This window comes from Pseudoxanthomonas sp. F11 (assembly GCF_037046485.1).
Taxonomy (GTDB): Bacteria; Pseudomonadota; Gammaproteobacteria; order Xanthomonadales; family Xanthomonadaceae; genus Pseudoxanthomonas_A.
This window is the reverse complement of record NZ_JBANLZ010000005.1, coordinates 158,055-174,776: the sequence shown is the minus strand read 5'-3', so window position 1 is coordinate 174,776 and position 16,722 is coordinate 158,055. Positions and strand designations below refer to the sequence as shown.

Sequence of the window (16,722 nt, the reverse complement as noted above, 5' to 3'; positions counted from 1 at the left end):
CGTTTTCCGTGCAGCCAGACACGAACCCCGGCTTAGGCCGGGGTTCCTGCTTCTGCGGTCAGTGCGCCTTGGTGAGGAGGGCGAGGTTCGCAGGAAGCCATGCATCGAAAGTCGACGGCGCGCGGCCGGTCAGCGTGGCGAAATCATCCGTCACCTCGGCCAGGTCGCCCGCGGCCGTGGCCACATCGAACGAGGTGAAGACGTCCGCCAACGCGGGCGGGAAGCCATGCGCGCGCAGTCCGTCGGCGAGCTGTTCCGCCGTGACGTCGACGACGGTCAGCGGCTTGTCCGTGGCGGCACTGACTTTCGCGGCAATCTCGCGTGCGTTCAGCGCCTGGGTGCCGGTCAGCGTGAAGGTGCGGTTCCCGTTGCTGTCGGAGGCGAGCGCGACGGCGGCAGCAAGGGCCAGGTCTTCGCGTGCGATGTAGGCGACGCCCCCCGCACCGGCGGCGGTGACCCATTCGCCCGATGCCAGCGCCGACGGGAGCGCGTAGGCCAGGTTCTCGGCGTACCAGGCGTTGCGCAGGAACGTCCACCCCAGGCCTGACGCCGCCAGTGCCTGTTCCGTGCCCAGATGGTCGGGCGCAAACGACACGTGCGAGGTGTCCGGCGAGGGCAGCGAGGTGTAGACGACATGCTTCACCCGGGCTTCCACCGCCGCCTGCACGGCCGCGCGGTGCTGCACCAGGCGCTTGCCCGGTTCCAGCAGGGCGTCGGTGCTGACCAGCAGCACTCGGTCCGCGCCGTCGAAGGCGGCGGCCAGCGTGGCCGGCTGGTCGAAATCCGCAGCGCGTACGTCCACGCCCCGAGCAGCGAGCTCGGCGAGCGCCTCAGGCTTGCGGCTGGTGGCGATGACGCGGGCCGGGTCGATGTTCAGGGTGTCCAGCAGGTGGCGCACGACGGCGCGGCCAAGTTGGCCGGAGGCGCCGGTGACGAGCAGGGTGGGGGCGGACATGGGAACTCCTTGGCTTGGTAACGGAAAGGACATTGGTTACCCTATGGTAGTAATGACATTCGCGCCCACAAGCAGGGCGTTGGAAGTAACCCGGTTACTGCGCGGTAACCGACCCCGGAGCCCTTCATGACCCTGCACCGCCAATCGCTGATCCTCGTCGAGAACTGCCCGATCCGCGACGTGCTGGATCGCCTCGGCGACCGCTGGACGGTGCTGGTGCTGCATGAACTCGCGACCGGGACACTGCGCTTCTCCGAAATCCGCAAGCGGGTGGCGGACATATCGCCACGCATGCTCGCACAGACACTGCGCCACCTTGAGCAGGACGGCCTGGTCAGACGCGAAGTGTTCCCTACGGTCCCGCCACGCGTGGACTACGCGCTGACACCGCTGGGCGAGTCCTTCTTCGAGCGCGTGGAGATGCTGGCCCAGTGGGCAGCCGCTCACCACGACGAGGTCCGCGCCGCACGCAAGGCCTACGTGGCGCCGGTGGCGAACGCGCCAAAGTAGGCGGAAAAAAAAGCCCCGGCATGCCGGGGCTTTCTCATTGCATCGACTGCACGACGGGTCAGTGTCCGGGCGCAGCTTCACCCTCCAGGGATGGCGCCGCCTCTTCGGCATCCTTGCGGTCATGCGCATGATCGCGCGCCAGGTACAGGTAGAACGCCGGCAGCACGAACAGGGTGAACATCGTACCGATGGTCATGCCCGAGGCGATCACCACGCCCATCGAGAAGCGGGACGCCGCTCCCGGGCCGCTGGCGATCAGCAGCGGGATCATCGCGAACACCAGCGCCGCGGTGGTCATCAGCACCGGGCGCAGGCGGATGGCCGCCGCCTCCTCGATGGCCTCGCGCTTGGACAGGCCACGCTCGACCTGCAGCTTGTTGGCGAACTCCACGATCAGGATGCCGTGCTTGGAGATCACGCCCACCAGCGTCACCAGGCCTACCTGGGTATAGATGTTGATGCTCATGCCCGGGAACGCTTCGATCTGCATGAATCCCAGGATGCCGCTGAGCAGTGCCAGCACGTTGAGCGTCAGCAGTGCGCCGCAGATGGCCATGGGGACCGTCAGCAGCATGATCAACGCATCGCGGAAGCTCTCGAACTGCGCCGACAGCACCAGGAAGATGACGATCAGCGCCAATGCCAGCGTCACCAGCATCGCCGCGCCCTCCTGCTTGAACTGGCGCGACTCGCCGGCGTAGTCCACCGAGTAACCCTGCGGCAATACCTCCTTCGCCGCCTGGTCGAGGATGGCGAGCGCCTCGCCCTTGCTCACGCCGGGGCGCGGCGCGAAGGTGATCGACACCGCGTTCAGCTGCTGGAAGCGCTTGAGCGATTGCGGCTGCGCGCTCTCCTTCAGGGTCACGATGGTGGACAGCGGAATCAGCTCGCCGTCGCGGGTCCGGGTGTAGTAGTTCTCCAGGTCGCTGGCATTGAGGCGGTCGCTGCGCTGCACCTGCGGGATCACCAGGTACGAGCGGTTCTGCATCGCGAAGCGGTTGGTGTAGCCGCCGGACAGCATGGCCGCCATGTCGGCCGCCAGCGTGCGCATGTCGATGCCCAGGCTGGCCGCCTTGTCGCGGTCGATGTTGACCTCGATGCGCGGCTTGTCGATCTTCAGGTCCTTGTCCAGGAAGATGAAGCGTTTGCTCTCCATCGCCTTCATCAGGATCTGGTCGGCCAGTTCGGCCAGCTGGCTCAGCTCGCCCACGCCGCCGATGACGAACTCGCCGCCACCGCCGTCGCCGCCGGCGCTCGGCAGCGAGGGGGGCACCAGCGCGAAGATGTTCAGGCCGCTGACCTGGCTCATCTTCGGCTGCAGCTCCTGCTGGAGCACCGCGTTCGTCGAACGGTCGCGCTCGCTCCACGGCTTCAGCACGAAGCCGGCCATCGCCATCGGGCTGGCGCCACCGCCGCTGCCGCCGAAGCCGCCGTTGAACAGGAAATAGTCCTGCACCTCGGGCACGCCCTTGGCGATCTGGGTGACCTCCTCGGTGTAGCGCTCCACATAGTCCAGGGTGGAGTAGGGGTCCGCGCTGGCGACCGAGAAGATGAAGCCTTCATCCTCCAGCGGCGCCGGCTCCTTGGGCGCGGTGATGTACAGGAACACGCACGACACCAGCACCAGCAGGCCGAACACGCCGACCACCGACTTCGTTTCCAGGGTGCCGTGCAGGCGCCGCTGGTAGCCGGCGTTGAGCTTGTCGAAACGCGTGTCCAGCCATTTCTCCAGCTTGCCCTTGCCGCCCTCGCTGTGGGGCTTGAGCATCTTGGCGCACATCATCGGGCTGAGCGTCAGCGCGATCACGCCGGACAGCAGCACCGAGCCCGCAAGGGTGAAGGCGAACTCGGTGAACAACACCCCGGTCAGGCCGCCCTGGAAGCCGATCGGCAGATAGACGGCCACCAGCGTGGTGGTCATCGCCACGACCGGCCAGGCCAGTTCCCGTGCGCCCTTGATCGCCGCATCGTAGGGCGACATGCCCTCCTCGATGTGGCGGTGGATGTTCTCCAGCACGATGATGGCATCGTCCACCACGATGCCGATCGCCAGCACCATCGCCAGCAGGGTCAGCAGGTTGATGGTGAAGCCCATCAGCAGCATCAGGAACAGCGAGCCGACCAGCGACAGCGGCACGGTCACCGCCGGGATCAGCACGCTGCGCAGCGATCCCAGGAACAGGAAGATCACCACGATCACGATGACCACCGCTTCCACGATGGTGCTGACCACCTCGTCGATGGCGTCCTGGATCTGTTCGGTGCTGTCGTACGGGATGGTGGCCTTGATGCCCTCCGGCAGCTGCGGGACGATCTCGTTGTCCCACAGCGTGCGCACGTTCTTGATGACGTCCAGCGAGTTCGCGTCCGGCGACACGAAGATGCCCATGAACGTGGCGGCCTCGCCGTTGATGCGCACCGAGGTGCCGTAGCTTTCCGAACCCAGCTGCACGTCCGCCACGTCGCCGAGCCGCACGATGGCGCCGTTCTGTTCGCGGATGATCAGCTGGCGGAACTCGTCGGCGTTGCGCAGGTCGGTACGGGCCGTCATGTCGATGGCGACCATCTGGCCTTTCGTGGAACCCACCGCTGCCAGCACGTTGTTTGACGACAGGGCGTTGGACACATCGCTGGCCGTCACCTGCAGGGCGGTCATGCGGTCGGGCTTCAGCCAGACGCGCATGGCGAACGTGCCGGCGCCGAGGATGTCGGCGCGCTGCACGCCCGACACCGTGACCAGTTTGGGCTGGACCACGCGGGTCAGGTAGTCGGTGATCTGGTTGTTGTCCAGCGTCTCGCTGGCGAAGGACACGTACATGGCCGCGATCTGCTGACCCTGCTGCAGGTCGATCACCGGGTCTTCCGACTCCGGTGGCAGCTGGCCGCGCATCTTGTTGACCTTGGCGGCGATCTGGGTGAGCGCCTCGTTCGGGTCCTGGTCCAGGCGGATGTAGGCCTGGATCTGGCTGACGCCGGCGGAGCTGGTCGAGCTGAGGTACTCGATGCCCTCGGCGCTCGCGACTTCCCGCTCCAGCGGCGTCGTGATGAAACCCTGGATCAGGTCCGCGTCGGCGCCGTAGTACACGGTGCTGATGTTGACCACCGCGTTGCGCAGTTCGGGGTACTGGCGCACGTTCAATTCGGTGAACGAGCGCAGGCCGAACAGCAGGATGAAGAGGCTGACGACGATCGCCAGCACCGGCTTGTTGATGAAGATGTCGGTGAATTTCATGCCGGGCTCCGTCAGCGGTTCTCGGGCTTCGGCTGTGCCTCGCTGACCGGCTGCACCTTGTTGTTGACGACCACCTCGGCATCATTGCGCAGCTTCAGCAGGCCGCTGGTGGCGACGCGTTCCCCCGGCTTGAGGCCTTCGGTGACGGCGATCAGGTCGCCCCGCGTGGCGCCGGTCTTCACGAAGCGCTGGCGCACCACCAGCTTCTTGCCGGTCAGGGGCTTGCCCTGCATATCCTTCTCGCCTTCGGCGCGCTGCACTTCCTGGATCACGTAGACGGCGTTGCCGTAGGGGTTGAAGCTGATGGCGGTCTGCGGCACCACCACCACCTTGCGGCTGTCGCCAGTATCGAAACCGACGTGCGCGAACGCGCCGGGGCGCAGGTTGTACTCGGGGTTGTCGAGCGTGGCCTGGACCTTGAAGTTGCGCGTGGCCGGGTCGACCTGCGGTTCGACCGCGGTCACCTTGCCTTCGAATACCTGGCCGGGCAGGGCGTCCACGGTTGCCCGGACGACCGTGCCGGGCAGCACCTGGCCGGCCTGGCGCTCAGGCAGGGTGAAATCCAGGTAGATCGGATCCAGCGCCTGCAGGCTGACGATGGCGTCCCCCGGGTTGATGAACTGGCCCAGGTTCACTTTGCGGATGCCGAGCACGCCGTCGAACGGCGCGCGGATGGTCTTCTGCGCGATCAGCGCGCGCTGAGCCTCCACCTGGGCCAGCGAAGTCGCCGCCACCGTGGCGCGCTCTTCGGCTTCGGCCTGGGAGACCAGCTTGTCGCGTGCGAGCGCCTGCCAGCGGTCACGCTGGACCGCCGCCAGCTTGGCCGAGGCTTCCAGCGATTTCAGCACGGCCAGTTCATTGGCGGTGTTGAGCTGGGCCAGCACGGTGCCGGCCTTGACCGGCTTGCCCACATCAATGGACAGGCTGCGCACCACACCACCGGCTTCGGTGGTGACGTCGGTGCCGTTGATGGCCACGAACGTGCCCACGGCCTGCTGCGCATCGACCCATTCCTCTTCCTTCGCCGTCCAGTCGGTCACCGTGGCGGCGGGTTGTGGCATGTTGTCGAAGAAGTCGTTCATGCCTTTGCCCATGATGTACTTGACGGCGAACACGCCGCCAATGATCACCGCCACCCCCACGAGCATCAGGATCATGCGCTTGGTCGTGGAGGGCGTTTTCCGTGCGTTGGGGTCTTTCCGTGTCATCGGGGGAGGTCTTCGGCAGTCAGGGGAGGTCGTCGGGGCGACGAACGGGCGGGGGCCGGTTCGACAGCGTGAAGCGCCGGATTATCACGATTTGAGACGCCGGCTAGAAGTGCGGATGGTTTACCCGGCCCGCGCCGCCTTCAGTTCATGTGAGGCGAGGGCGCCCCGCCCGACACGCGGACAGCGGGTCATTGCGGTCAAACGTCAGGCGAGGCGGTCCTGGATGCAAAAAAAGCCCCGGCAGCGCCGGGGCTCTCTCGGGGGCCGGGGACGGCATCAGCGGGAAGCCGGCTTGCCCTGTTCCTCCAGGTATTCCTTCGACGGCTCGTCCATCCGGTCGCCCAGCATCCGCCGGACCGATACGAAGAAGACCGGGATCAGCAGCAGGCCGAGGAACGTGGCGAAGAACATGCCGCCGATGACACCGGTGCCGATGGCATGGCGGGCATTGGCGCCCGCACCGGTCGAGATGGCCATCGGCAGCACGCCCATGATGAAGGCGAACGAGGTCATCAGGATGGGACGGAAGCGCAGGTGCGACGCCGAGATCACCGCCTCGCGCAGCGTCTTGCCCTGCTTGCGCTCCATGACCGCGAACTCCACGATCAGGATGGCGTTTTTCGCCGCCAGGCCGATGATGGTGATCAGGCCGATCTTGAAGAACAGGTCGTTCGACAGGCCACGCAGCATGGTGAACAGCACCGCGCCCAACGCGCCCAGCGGCACCACCAGCAATACGGCCACCGGGATGGACCAGCTCTCGTACAGCGCCGCCAGGCACAGGAACACCACCACGATCGAAAGCACCATCAGCAGGGTGGCGCTGTTGCCGGCCAGGATCTCCTGGTACGACATGCCGCTCCAGTCGTAGCCGAAGCCCTGCGGCAGCTGGTCGGTCACGATGTTCTCCATCGTCGTCATCGCCTGGCCGGACGAACTGCCCGGTGCCGCCGAACCATTGATGTTCACCGCGGAGTAGCCGTTGTAGCGGGACAGCGAGGGCGGCACCGACGCCCACGACGACTGCACCACGTTGGACAACGGGATCATGGCGCGACCGCCGCTGGCATCGGTCTGCTGGTTGCTGGGCGAATAGATTCTCGCCAGGGATTCCGCACCGGTGCGGTACGGCGCATCGGCACGCATGTTCACCCGCTTGATGCGCCCTTCATAGAAGAAGTCGTTCACGTATACCGGCGCCAGCATCAGCTGGATGCCGTTGTAGATGTCGCTCAACGACATGCCCATCGCCTGCGCCTGCACGCGGTCCACGTGCAGCTGCAGCTGCGGTGCGTTCTCCAGCGTGTTCGGTCGGACCGCCATCAGGCTCTTGTCCTGCGAGGCGGCCCCCAGCAACTGGTTGCGCGCGGACATCAGGGCGTCCTGGCCCAGGCCTGCGCGGTCCTGCAGCCACATGTCGAAGCCGCCGAACTGGCCCAGGCCCTGGATCGTCGGCAGGTTCACCACGAAGATCTGCGCACCTTTGATGCCGTAGAAGCGCTGGTTGGCCTGCTGGATGAACTCCGGCACGGTGATGTCGCGCTCGTCCCAGGGCTTGAGCCGGATGAACGCCATGCCCACGTTCTCGCCGCGGCCGAGGAAGCTGAAGCCGGCCACTTCCATCACGCCGTCGAAGCCGTCCATCTGCTGCAGCGTGCCGCGGACCTGGTTGAACACCTGCTTGGTCTTCTGCAGCGAGTTGCCGGGCGGCAACTGCACGATCGCCAGCGCGTACCCCTGGTCTTCTTCCGGCACGAAGCTGCTGGGCAGACGGGTGAACAGGAAGCCCGCCAGCACCGTCAACAGCGCGAACACCAGCATCCAGCGCGGCGCATGCTTGATGGCCGAGCCGATGTGGCCCACGTAGGTTTTCTCGATCTTGCCGTAGTACTTCTCGAAGGTACGGAAGACGATGTTCTTCTTCTCGTGGCTGTCGTGTTCGTGCTGCTTGAGGAAGGTCGCGCACAGCGCCGGGGTGAAGCCCAGCGCCAGGAACGCTGAGAACGCCATCGAAATGGCGATGGTCAGCGCGAACTGCTTGTAGATCTCGCCCGAGGCGCCGCCCTGCAGCGCGGACGGGATGAACACCGCCGCCAGCACCACCGTGATCGCGATCACCGCGCCGGTGATCTGGCCCATCGCCTTGATGGTCGCTTCGCGCGGCGGCAGCTTCTCTTCCGCCATGATGCGCTCGACGTTCTCGATCACCACGATCGCGTCGTCCACCACGATGCCGATGGCCAGCACCAGCGCGAACATCGTCAGCTGGTTGATGGTGAAGCCGATGACGCTCAGGCCCCAGAACGTGCCCAGCAGGGCGACCGGGATCACGAGGGTGGGGATGATGGTGGCGCGGAAGTTCTGCAGGAACACCAGCATCACCAGGAACACCAGGATCACCGCCTCGATCAGGGTCTTGACCACTTCCTCGATCGATATCTTCACGAAGGTGGTGGTGTCGTACGGCGAGAACCAGGTGACGCCCGGAGGGAAGCTGGGTTGCAGCTCGTCCATCTTGGCGCGCACGGCCTCGGCCACGTTCAGCGCGTTGGCGCCCGGCAGCAACTGGATGGCGAACGCGCCGACGGGCTTGCCGTTGAACTGGGTATCGAAGCCGAAGTTCTGCGCGCCGAACTCGACTCGTGCCACATCCTTCAGGCGGACGGTCGAGCCGTCGTTGTTGGCGCGCAGGATGATCTGCTCGAACTGCTCAGGGGAGGTGAAGCGGCCTTCGGCCGACACCGTCGCCGTGAATGCCTGGCCTTCGGGCGCAGGATCGGAACCGATCGAACCGGCGGCGAACTGCACGTTCTGCGCGCGCACGGCGGTCAGCACGTCCGTGGCCGACAGGTTGAAGCCCTGCAGCTTGCCCGGGTCCAGCCAAAGGTTCATGGCGTACTCGGACCCGAAGTGCTGGGTGCTGCCGACGCCCGGCACGCGTGCGATCTGGTCCAGCACGCGCGAGGCGACGATGTCGTTTAGGCGGTTGCGGTCGATGCTGGCGTTCTCGGACTGCAGGCCCACCACCATCAGGAAGCCCGCGTTGGCCTTGGCCACCACCACGCCCTGGGCGGTGACTTCGCTGGGAAGGCGCGGGGTCGCAAGCGACACCTTGTTCTGCACCTGCACCTGGGCGATATCCGCGTCGGTTCCGGTCTGGAAGGTCAGGGTGATCGAGGCCTGGCCCGACGAACTAGAGCTGGAACTGAAGTACAGCAGGTTGTCGATGCCGGTGAGCTGCTGCTCGATGACCTGGGTGACCGATCGCTCGGTGGTTTCGGCGCTGGCGCCAGGATAGGTCGCGCTGACCGTGACCTGCGGCGGCGCGATCGAGGGATAGGATTCGACGCCCAGGTTGAGGATCGAGATCACGCCGGCCAGCGAGATCAGGATCGACACGACCCAGGCGAAGATCGGATGGTTGATGAAGAACTTGGGCATGGGGGAGGGTCCTTCTTACTCGGCCTTGCCTTGCGCGGGCGCAGGTTTGGCCTGTGCCGCCTTGGCGGCCGCGGCCTGCTCGGCGGTCACGCCTTTGGCCGGCGCGCCTTCCTTGACCTTCTGCAGGCCCTCGACGATGACCTGGTCGCCGGCCGCAAGGCCTTCGGTGACCAGCCAGTCGGCCCCGACCGCCTGCTGCGTGACGACGTTCTTGCGCACCACGTTGCCGTCCTTGCCGACCACCATCGCGTAGGCGCTGACGGTATCGCGCTGGATCGCGCCCTGCGGGATCAGGAACGCGCCCTTCTGCTCGCCCAGCGTGGCGCGCAGGGTGACGAACGTCCCTGGCAGCAGGGTACGGTCGGCGTTCGGCACGGTGGCCCGCAACGAGACGCTGCCGGTCGCAGGGTCGACGACGGTGTCGGAGAAGTCGAGTGTGCCGGTCCGGTCCAGCGCCCGCCCGTTCGGCAGCACGATCTGTACCGTGCGCTGGCCCGCGCTGGCCAGTTCGACCTTGCCTTCGCCCTGGGCCTGCTGGATGGCCTGCAGCTCGCTGGCGCTCATCGAGAAGTTGGCGTACAGCGGATCGATCTGGTCGATCGTGGTCAGCAGCGTGGCGTCGCCCTGGCCGACCAGCGCGCCTTCGGTGACCTGCTGCTTGCCCGCGCGGCCGGCGATCGGCGCGGTGACGCTGGCATAGCCTAGGTTGATGCGGGCGGTCTCCACGTTGGCACGGGCCTGCTGCACGGCGGCCGCGGCGCTGCGTTCGGCGGCCTCGGCGTTGTCCAGGTCGGACCGGGAGACGAACTTCTGCGGCGCGAGCTGGCGGGCACGGTCCGCGGCAACCTTGGCGTTGGCATAGGTGGCCTGCGCCGAGGCCAGGTTCGCCTGTGCCGCGCTGAGCGACGCCTGCAGTGGCGCGGGGTCGATCAGGAACAGCACCTGGCCTTCCTTCACGTCGCTGCCTTCCTGGTATACGCGCTTCTGCACCACGCCGGCCACCCGGGCGCGCACGTCGGAACTGCGGTAGGGCGACAGGCGGCCTACCAGGTCACGCTGTAGCGGCACATCCTTTGGCGTGGCGGTCACCACCACCACCTCCGGCGGCGGCATCTGCGGCTGTTCGGGCTTGCTGCAGGCGGCGAGGACCGCCAGCAGGGCGCTGGCCAGGACGAGGGAACGGATGGGGGACGTCATGGGGAAGCTCCGTTTCTTGTTCTTGAAGACGTGGGAAGAGGGCGCACGGTGCGGATGCGACGACCAGGGGCCTGGTCGGATGAAGCCGGTGCGCCGTCGGGGGAGGGCGCGAACGCGCGCAGGAAGGTGTCTACGGCGAACGTGGACCACCGCTGGCGCGCCTGGCGGCCGGCACGGTGGGGCACGCCGAAGCGCTGCCGTTCGAAATCCGTTCCCACGATCATGCTGAGCAGCAGCTCCGCGGCGTAGTGAGGATCGTCCTGCCTGAGCCGGCCCTGGTCCATCGCGTGCTGCAGCCAGGTGGCCAGGCGCCGCAGGAGAGTATCGCAGGCGTCGCGGTACAGGTCGCGCGCTTCCTGCGGAAATTGGTGCGCTTCGGCGGCCAGCAGCTGGCTGGCGGCGACGACCGTGGGATCGGACAGGTGGCGCAGGTGCTCTTCCGCGAAGGCCAGCAAGGCTTCGCGCGGCGTCTCGGGCGTGGGGGACAACTGTGCGGTGGCCAGTTCCTGGTGCTCGGCGATCACGCTGCGCAGCAGTTCCTGCTTGCTACCGAAATGCGCATACAGGGTCTGCTTGGAGCAACCGGCGCGCGCCGCGACCGCCTCCATGCTGATCCGGAAGCCCTGTTCTGCCATGAGTTCGCGCACGGCCTGGTGGACACGGCTGCGACGTCGATCGTGCGTGGATGGGGTGGGTGGGGCATGCATGCGAATTGGACTATACCGTCCAGTTCAGAAATTTGACAGACTTGATTCCACGCCGTTTCCGTGCACAAGCACCGCCCTTCATCTTGCCGGAGCGACTGGGCCGGGGTGGTCTGACGCCATGCGCCACCGCATGGTCTGCGAACGCGCGAGTGTCCTGCGCAGTGTGTGCGCCGCAAACAAATCCACGGGATCTTTGCAAGCCGGCCTTATGTGGCCGCGCAACAAGTCTTGTCATGGCAGCGGGGGCTACAATGACCATTCGACTACCACTCGTTGAGCCACTCTCTGCATGAACGCTGTACGCAGCCCGAAGAAAGCCTCGAAAAAGACGTCCAAACCGGAAGCCTCCAAGGCCACCCAGACGGTGACCCCGAAGGCGACGCCCACCAAGAAGGTGGCCGCCCGACCGGTGCAGGCGGCGAAGGCCGCGAAGGGCAAGGCAGGGGTGGCCGCGACGGCCGAGGCGTTCACGCTGTCCCCCATCCTGGACGCGATCCGCAAGCGCATTTCCGGCGCCAGCGCCCAAGCGGAGGCGAGGACCTTCGCCGAAGCCTTCTACAAGCGCATGGAGGAGGACGAATACCCCCATCATGGCGCAGAGGGCTGGGCCGCCATCGCCACCGACATGCTGGCGTTCGCGCGCGTCCGCAAGCCGGGTACGGCGAACGTCCGGGTGTTCAACGCGTCCCAGAAATCACATGGCTGGGACTCGCCGCACACGGTGTTGCAGATCGTCAACGACGACATGCCCTTCCTGGTCGACTCGGTGAGCATGGCGCTGGCCGAGATGGGCGTGGGCGTGCACGTGCTGGGCCATCCCCTGGTGCGTTTCAGCCGCGACCGCGCCGGCAAGGTCACCGCCGTGGGCGAGGGCAAGCACGAGTCGCTGATGCTGCTGGAGATCGACCGCCTGCCGCCGGAGGAGATGGCGCAGGTCGAGAAGCGCATCCGCAGCGTGCTGGACGAAGTCCGTGCCATCGTGCGCGACTGGTCGGCCATGCGCGAAAAGATGCTGGCCCTGGCCGACGACATGGCCACCCGCCGCATGCCGGTGGACGACGATGGCCGCCGCGAGGCGCAGGAGTTCCTGCGCTGGGCCGCTGCGGACCACTTCACGTTCTTCGGCTACCGCGAGTACCGCGTGGAGAAGGGCACGGGCATCCTGGCGGCCGTCGAGGACAGCGGTCTGGGCCTGCTGCGCGAGGGCGACACCACGCCGCCGCGCAACATCAAGACGCTGGCCGCGCACTACCTGCCGCAGGGCGGCTCGGTGGACGCGCTGATCCTCACCAAGACCAACCGCCGTTCCACCGTGCACCGCCCGGGCAACATGGACTACATCGGCGTGCTCGAGTTCGACGCCAAGGGCAACCCGATCGCCGAGCAGCGTTTCATCGGCCTGTACACGTCCAGTGCCTACAACCGCCGTCCGTGGGAGATCCCGCTGGTGCGCGAGCGCCATGAGTATGTGATGCAGAAGTCCGGGCTGTCGCCCAGCGGCCACAGCGGCAAGGCGCTGCGCCACATTCTGGAGACCCTCCCGCGCGAGGAGCTGTTCCAGTCCAGCGACGAGGAGCTCTACCGCACGGCGATGGGCATCCTGGGCCTGCAGGAGCGCGTGCGCAGCAAGCTGTTCCTGCGCCGCGACCGTTACGGCCGCTTCTACTCGGCGTTGGTGTACATCCCGCGCGAGCGCTTCAATACCGATGTGCGCCTGCGCATCGAATCGCTGCTGAAGGATGCCATGCGCGGCGAGTACGTCGACAGCAGCGTGCTGTTGGGCGAATCGCCGCTGGCGCAGCTGCACATCACCATCCGTCCGAAGGCGGGCGAGCAGGTCGAGGTGGACACCTCGGCGCTGGAGGGCGACATCGCCCACCTGCTGCGCAACTGGCAGGACGACCTGCGCGAAACCCTGATCGCCCGCCACGGTGAATCCAAGGGCCTGCTGCTGGCCGGCGGCTACGGCCGTGCGTTGCCCGCGGGCTACATCGAAGTGGTGTCCCCGGAAGGCGCCGCGCGCGATGTCGAGCACCTGGCGGCGCTGACGGGCAAGGACGACCTGCGCCTGAGCCTGCACGAATCGCGCCGCAAGCGTCCGGGCCAGGGCCGCCTTCGCCTGAACCTGTACCGGCAGGAAACCGACATCCCCCTGTCCGACGCGTTGCCGCTGATGGAGAACATGGGCCTGCGCGTGATCTCGGAGCATCCGTTCCGGCTGGAGACCGCACAGGGTGCGCGCTACATTCAGGAGTTCGAGGTCGAGCCGGTCAACGGCGCATTCGACGTCGAGCGCCTGGCGCCTGCGTTCGAGGAGGCCTTCGCGCGCATCTGGCGCGGGGATGCGGAGAACGATGGCTTCAACAAGCTGGTGCTGGGCGCCGGGCTGGCCTGGCGCCAGGTCGCGCTGCTGCGCGGCTACTGCAAGTACCTGCTGCAGACCGGCGTGCCGTTCTCGCAGAGCTATGTGGAAGAAACGCTCAACCGCTATCCGCTGCTGGCCCGCCTGCTGGTGGAGCTGTTCGAGGCCCGCTTCGATCCGGCGACCGGCAGCGAGAGCAAGGCCCAGATCAAGGAGGGCCAGGACCGCTTCGCCGCGCAGCTGAAGGCGCTGGCCGGCGACGACGAGGCGGCCGCCAAGACGCTGGCGGCGCTGGTCGAGGCCCGGGGCGGCAAGCGCGAGCAGCAGATCGAAGCCGCGCACCGCGCATTGCTCAAGTTGATGGACCGCGTGTCCAGCCTGGACGACGACCGCATCCTGCGCGGGTTCATGGGCGCGATCGAAGCCACGCTGCGCACCAGCTTCTACCAGCGCGGCAAGGACGGCCAGCCGGCCCACACGATCAGTTTCAAGTTCGATTCGGCCAAGGTCCCCGACCTGCCCAAGCCGCGCCCGTACCGCGAGATCTTCGTGTACGGCCCGCGCGTGGAAGGCGTCCACCTGCGCTTCGGCCCGGTGGCCCGTGGCGGCCTGCGCTGGTCCGATCGCCGCGAGGATTTCCGCACCGAGGTGCTGGGCCTGGTGAAGGCCCAGATGGTGAAGAACACCGTCATCGTGCCGGTCGGCGCGAAGGGTGGCTTCTTCGTCAAGCGTCCGCCGGTGGGCGGCGACCGCGACGCCGTGCTGGCCGAAGGCATCGCCTGCTACAAGCTGTTCATCCAGGGCCTGCTGGACATCACCGACAACATCGTCGGCAACAAGATCGTGCCGCCCGTGGACGTGGTGCGCCACGACCAGGACGACCCGTACCTGGTGGTCGCGGCCGACAAGGGCACGGCCACGTTCTCCGACATCGCCAACGGCCTGGCCCTTGCGCACGGCTTCTGGATGGGCGACGCCTTCGCGTCCGGCGGGTCGGTGGGCTACGACCACAAGGGCATGGGCATCACCGCCCGCGGTGCCTGGGAATCGGTCAAGCGCCACTTCCGCGCGCTCGGCCGCGATTCGCAGACGCAGGACTTCACCTGCGTGGGGATCGGCGACATGTCCGGCGACGTGTTCGGCAACGGCATGCTGCTGTCGGAGCACATCCGCCTGGTCGCCGCGTTCGATCACCGCCACATCTTCCTGGATCCGAATCCGGATGCGGCCAAGTCGTTCAAGGAACGCGCGCGCATGTTCAAGGTGCCGCGCTCCAGCTGGGCCGACTACGACGCCAAGCTGATCTCCAAGGGCGGCGGCATCCATCCGCGCAGCGCGAAGTCCATCGACATCACGCCGGAAGTGCGCGCCGCGCTCGGCATCGCCGACGGTGTGAAGTCGATGACGCCCAACGAGCTGATGAGCGCCATCCTGAAGGCGCCCGTGGACCTGTTGTGGAACGGCGGCATCGGCACCTACGTCAAGGCCGCAAGCGAGACCCACGCCGACGTGGGCGACCGCGCCAATAATGGCCTGCGCGTGGACGGTCGCGACCTGCGCTGCAAGGTGGTGGGCGAGGGCGGCAACCTGGGCCTGACCCAGCTGGGTCGCATCGAAGCCGCGCAGCACGGCGTGCTGCTCAATACCGACTTCATCGACAACTCCGCCGGCGTGGACACCTCCGACCACGAGGTGAACATCAAGATCCTGCTCAACGGCGTGGTGCAGGCGAAGAAGCTGTCGATGGACGCGCGCAACAAGCTGCTGGCCGACATGACCGGTGAGGTCGCCGAGCTGGTGCTGTGGGACAACTACCGCCAGAACCAGGCCATCAGCCTGATGGAGCGCATGAGCGTGTCGCGCCTGGGGTCCAAGCAGCACTTCATCCAGACCCTGGAGTCGCAGGGCCTGCTGGATCGCCAGATCGAGTTCCTGCCGTCCGACGCCGAACTGGCCGAGCGCAAGGCGCGCGGACAGGGACTGACGCGGCCGGAGCTGTCGGTGCTGCTGTCGTACTCCAAGCTGGTCGCATTCCAGCAGTTGCTGGAATCGGACATCCCCGAGGACCCCTACCTGTCCAAGGAACTGCAGCGCTACTTCCCGCAGCCCTTGCAGAAGAAGTACGCCTCGGAAATGGAGAAGCACCGCCTGAAGCGCGAGATCATCGCCACGGCGGTCACCAACACCACCATCAACCGCATGGGCGCCACGTTCCTGCTGCGCATGCAGGAAGACACCGGCCGCTCGCCGGCGGAGGTCGCCAAGGCGTTCACCATCACCCGCGAGACGCTGGATGCGCGGGCGCTGTGGAACCAGATCGACGCGCTGGACGGGAAGGTGACGGAGTCGGTGCAGATCGACGCCCTGCAGGTCATCTGGCAGGTGCAGCGCAACTTCACCCGCTGGCTGCTGACCCGCCAGGGCCCCATCCCCGCCATCGCCACGGCGGTGGAGCGCTACCACGACGGTTTCAACGAGATCCGTGCGGCCGATGGCGTGCTGCCCGATTCGTTGCGTCCGGCGTACAACGCCAGCCTGCAGGACTGGAAGGACAAAGGCCTGCCGCCCGCGCTGGCTGGCCAGATCGCGGCGCTGCCTTACCTGGAGCCGTCCTGCGACATCATCGAACTGGCGCGCGCGCGCAAGCTCAAGCCGGTCGAGGTGTCGAAGGTCCACTACCGCCTGGGCGAGGCCCTGCATCTGCCTTGGCTGCAGGACCAGATCGAGGCCCTGAAGGTGGATGGCCGCTGGCATGCGGTGGCGCGTGGCGTGCTGCGAGACGAACTGGCCGCGCATCAGCGCACGCTGACCAACCAGGTGCTGTCGCTGCCCGGCGGCAACGCCGACGCCAGGGTCAGGGCCTGGCTGGGCCGCGACGATGCCGGCCTGCGCTTCACGCTGAACATGCTCAACGAGCTGGCGGCGCAGAAGACGCTGGACTATCCGACCGCGTCGGTGGCGGTGCAGCGCCTGGGGCAACTGGCCTCGCAGGGCTGAGCATCGCCTGCATGAGTCGACAAGGCGGCCTTCGGGCCGCCTTTTTTTTGTGGCCGCCCTTCATTTCAGCCACCCGGTGGGCCCTGGCGACGCGTCGTCAGAAAGCGCTCCCG

General features: G+C 66.8%; 8 protein-coding genes. 2 read left to right on the top strand and 6 right to left on the bottom strand.

The window, feature by feature from the left end; all coding sequences use genetic code 11:
* Window positions 1–58 precede the first annotated feature (58 nt).
* Complete coding sequence (locus V8246_RS15475) at window positions 59–955, bottom strand: SDR family oxidoreductase (protein WP_336190001.1); 897 nt, start codon at window positions 953–955, stop codon at window positions 59–61.
* Between the two features lie 126 nt (window positions 956–1,081).
* Here V8246_RS15475 and V8246_RS15470 point away from each other — a divergent pair, with 126 nt between their 5' ends.
* On the top strand, window positions 1,082–1,465 hold the full coding sequence (locus V8246_RS15470; RefSeq protein WP_336190000.1) for a helix-turn-helix domain-containing protein: 384 nt from the start codon (window positions 1,082–1,084) through the stop codon (window positions 1,463–1,465).
* A 58-nt stretch (window positions 1,466–1,523) separates the two neighbouring features.
* Here V8246_RS15470 and V8246_RS15465 read toward each other — a convergent pair whose 3' ends face one another.
* The 5 genes from V8246_RS15465 to V8246_RS15445 form a co-directional block, all read right to left on the bottom strand.
* Complete coding sequence (locus V8246_RS15465; RefSeq protein ID WP_336189999.1) at window positions 1,524–4,697, bottom strand: efflux RND transporter permease subunit; 3,174 nt, start codon at window positions 4,695–4,697, stop codon at window positions 1,524–1,526.
* A gap of 11 nt (window positions 4,698–4,708) precedes the next feature.
* The gene (locus V8246_RS15460; RefSeq protein WP_336189998.1) at window positions 4,709–5,854 is read right to left on the bottom strand and encodes an efflux RND transporter periplasmic adaptor subunit; all 1,146 of its coding nucleotides are present in this window, start codon (window positions 5,852–5,854) and stop codon (window positions 4,709–4,711) included.
* 327 nt (window positions 5,855–6,181) lie between these two features.
* Window positions 6,182–9,346, bottom strand: coding sequence for an efflux RND transporter permease subunit (locus V8246_RS15455; protein ID WP_336189997.1), 3,165 nt, complete (start codon window positions 9,344–9,346; stop codon window positions 6,182–6,184).
* A gap of 15 nt (window positions 9,347–9,361) precedes the next feature.
* The gene (locus V8246_RS15450; protein ID WP_336189996.1) at window positions 9,362–10,543 is read right to left on the bottom strand and encodes an efflux RND transporter periplasmic adaptor subunit; all 1,182 of its coding nucleotides are present in this window, start codon (window positions 10,541–10,543) and stop codon (window positions 9,362–9,364) included.
* Complete coding sequence (locus V8246_RS15445) at window positions 10,540–11,250, bottom strand: TetR/AcrR family transcriptional regulator (protein ID WP_336189995.1); 711 nt, start codon at window positions 11,248–11,250, stop codon at window positions 10,540–10,542. Before V8246_RS15445 ends, V8246_RS15450 begins: the two co-directional genes overlap by 4 nt.
* A 289-nt stretch (window positions 11,251–11,539) precedes the next feature.
* Here V8246_RS15445 and V8246_RS15440 point away from each other — a divergent pair, with 289 nt between their 5' ends.
* Window positions 11,540–16,609, top strand: a complete 5,070-nt coding sequence (locus V8246_RS15440) for an NAD-glutamate dehydrogenase domain-containing protein (protein ID WP_336189994.1) — start codon at window positions 11,540–11,542, stop codon at window positions 16,607–16,609.
* The last annotated feature ends 113 nt before the right edge of the window (window positions 16,610–16,722 follow it).

Coding starts and splice junctions, on each gene's coding strand:
- V8246_RS15475 (WP_336190001.1), bottom strand. CDS start 955: ATGTCCGCCCCCACCCTGCTCGTCACCGGCGCCTCCGGCCAACTTGGC.
- V8246_RS15450 (WP_336189996.1), bottom strand. CDS start 10,543: ATGACGTCCCCCATCCGTTCCCTCGTCCTGGCCAGCGCCCTGCTGGCG.
- V8246_RS15455 (WP_336189997.1), bottom strand. CDS start 9,346: ATGCCCAAGTTCTTCATCAACCATCCGATCTTCGCCTGGGTCGTGTCG.
- V8246_RS15470 (WP_336190000.1), top strand. CDS start 1,082: ATGACCCTGCACCGCCAATCGCTGATCCTCGTCGAGAACTGCCCGATC.
- V8246_RS15460 (WP_336189998.1), bottom strand. CDS start 5,854: ATGATCCTGATGCTCGTGGGGGTGGCGGTGATCATTGGCGGCGTGTTC.
- V8246_RS15440 (WP_336189994.1), top strand. CDS start 11,540: ATGAACGCTGTACGCAGCCCGAAGAAAGCCTCGAAAAAGACGTCCAAA.
- V8246_RS15465 (WP_336189999.1), bottom strand. CDS start 4,697: ATGAAATTCACCGACATCTTCATCAACAAGCCGGTGCTGGCGATCGTC.
- V8246_RS15445 (WP_336189995.1), bottom strand. CDS start 11,250: ATGCATGCCCCACCCACCCCATCCACGCACGATCGACGTCGCAGCCGT.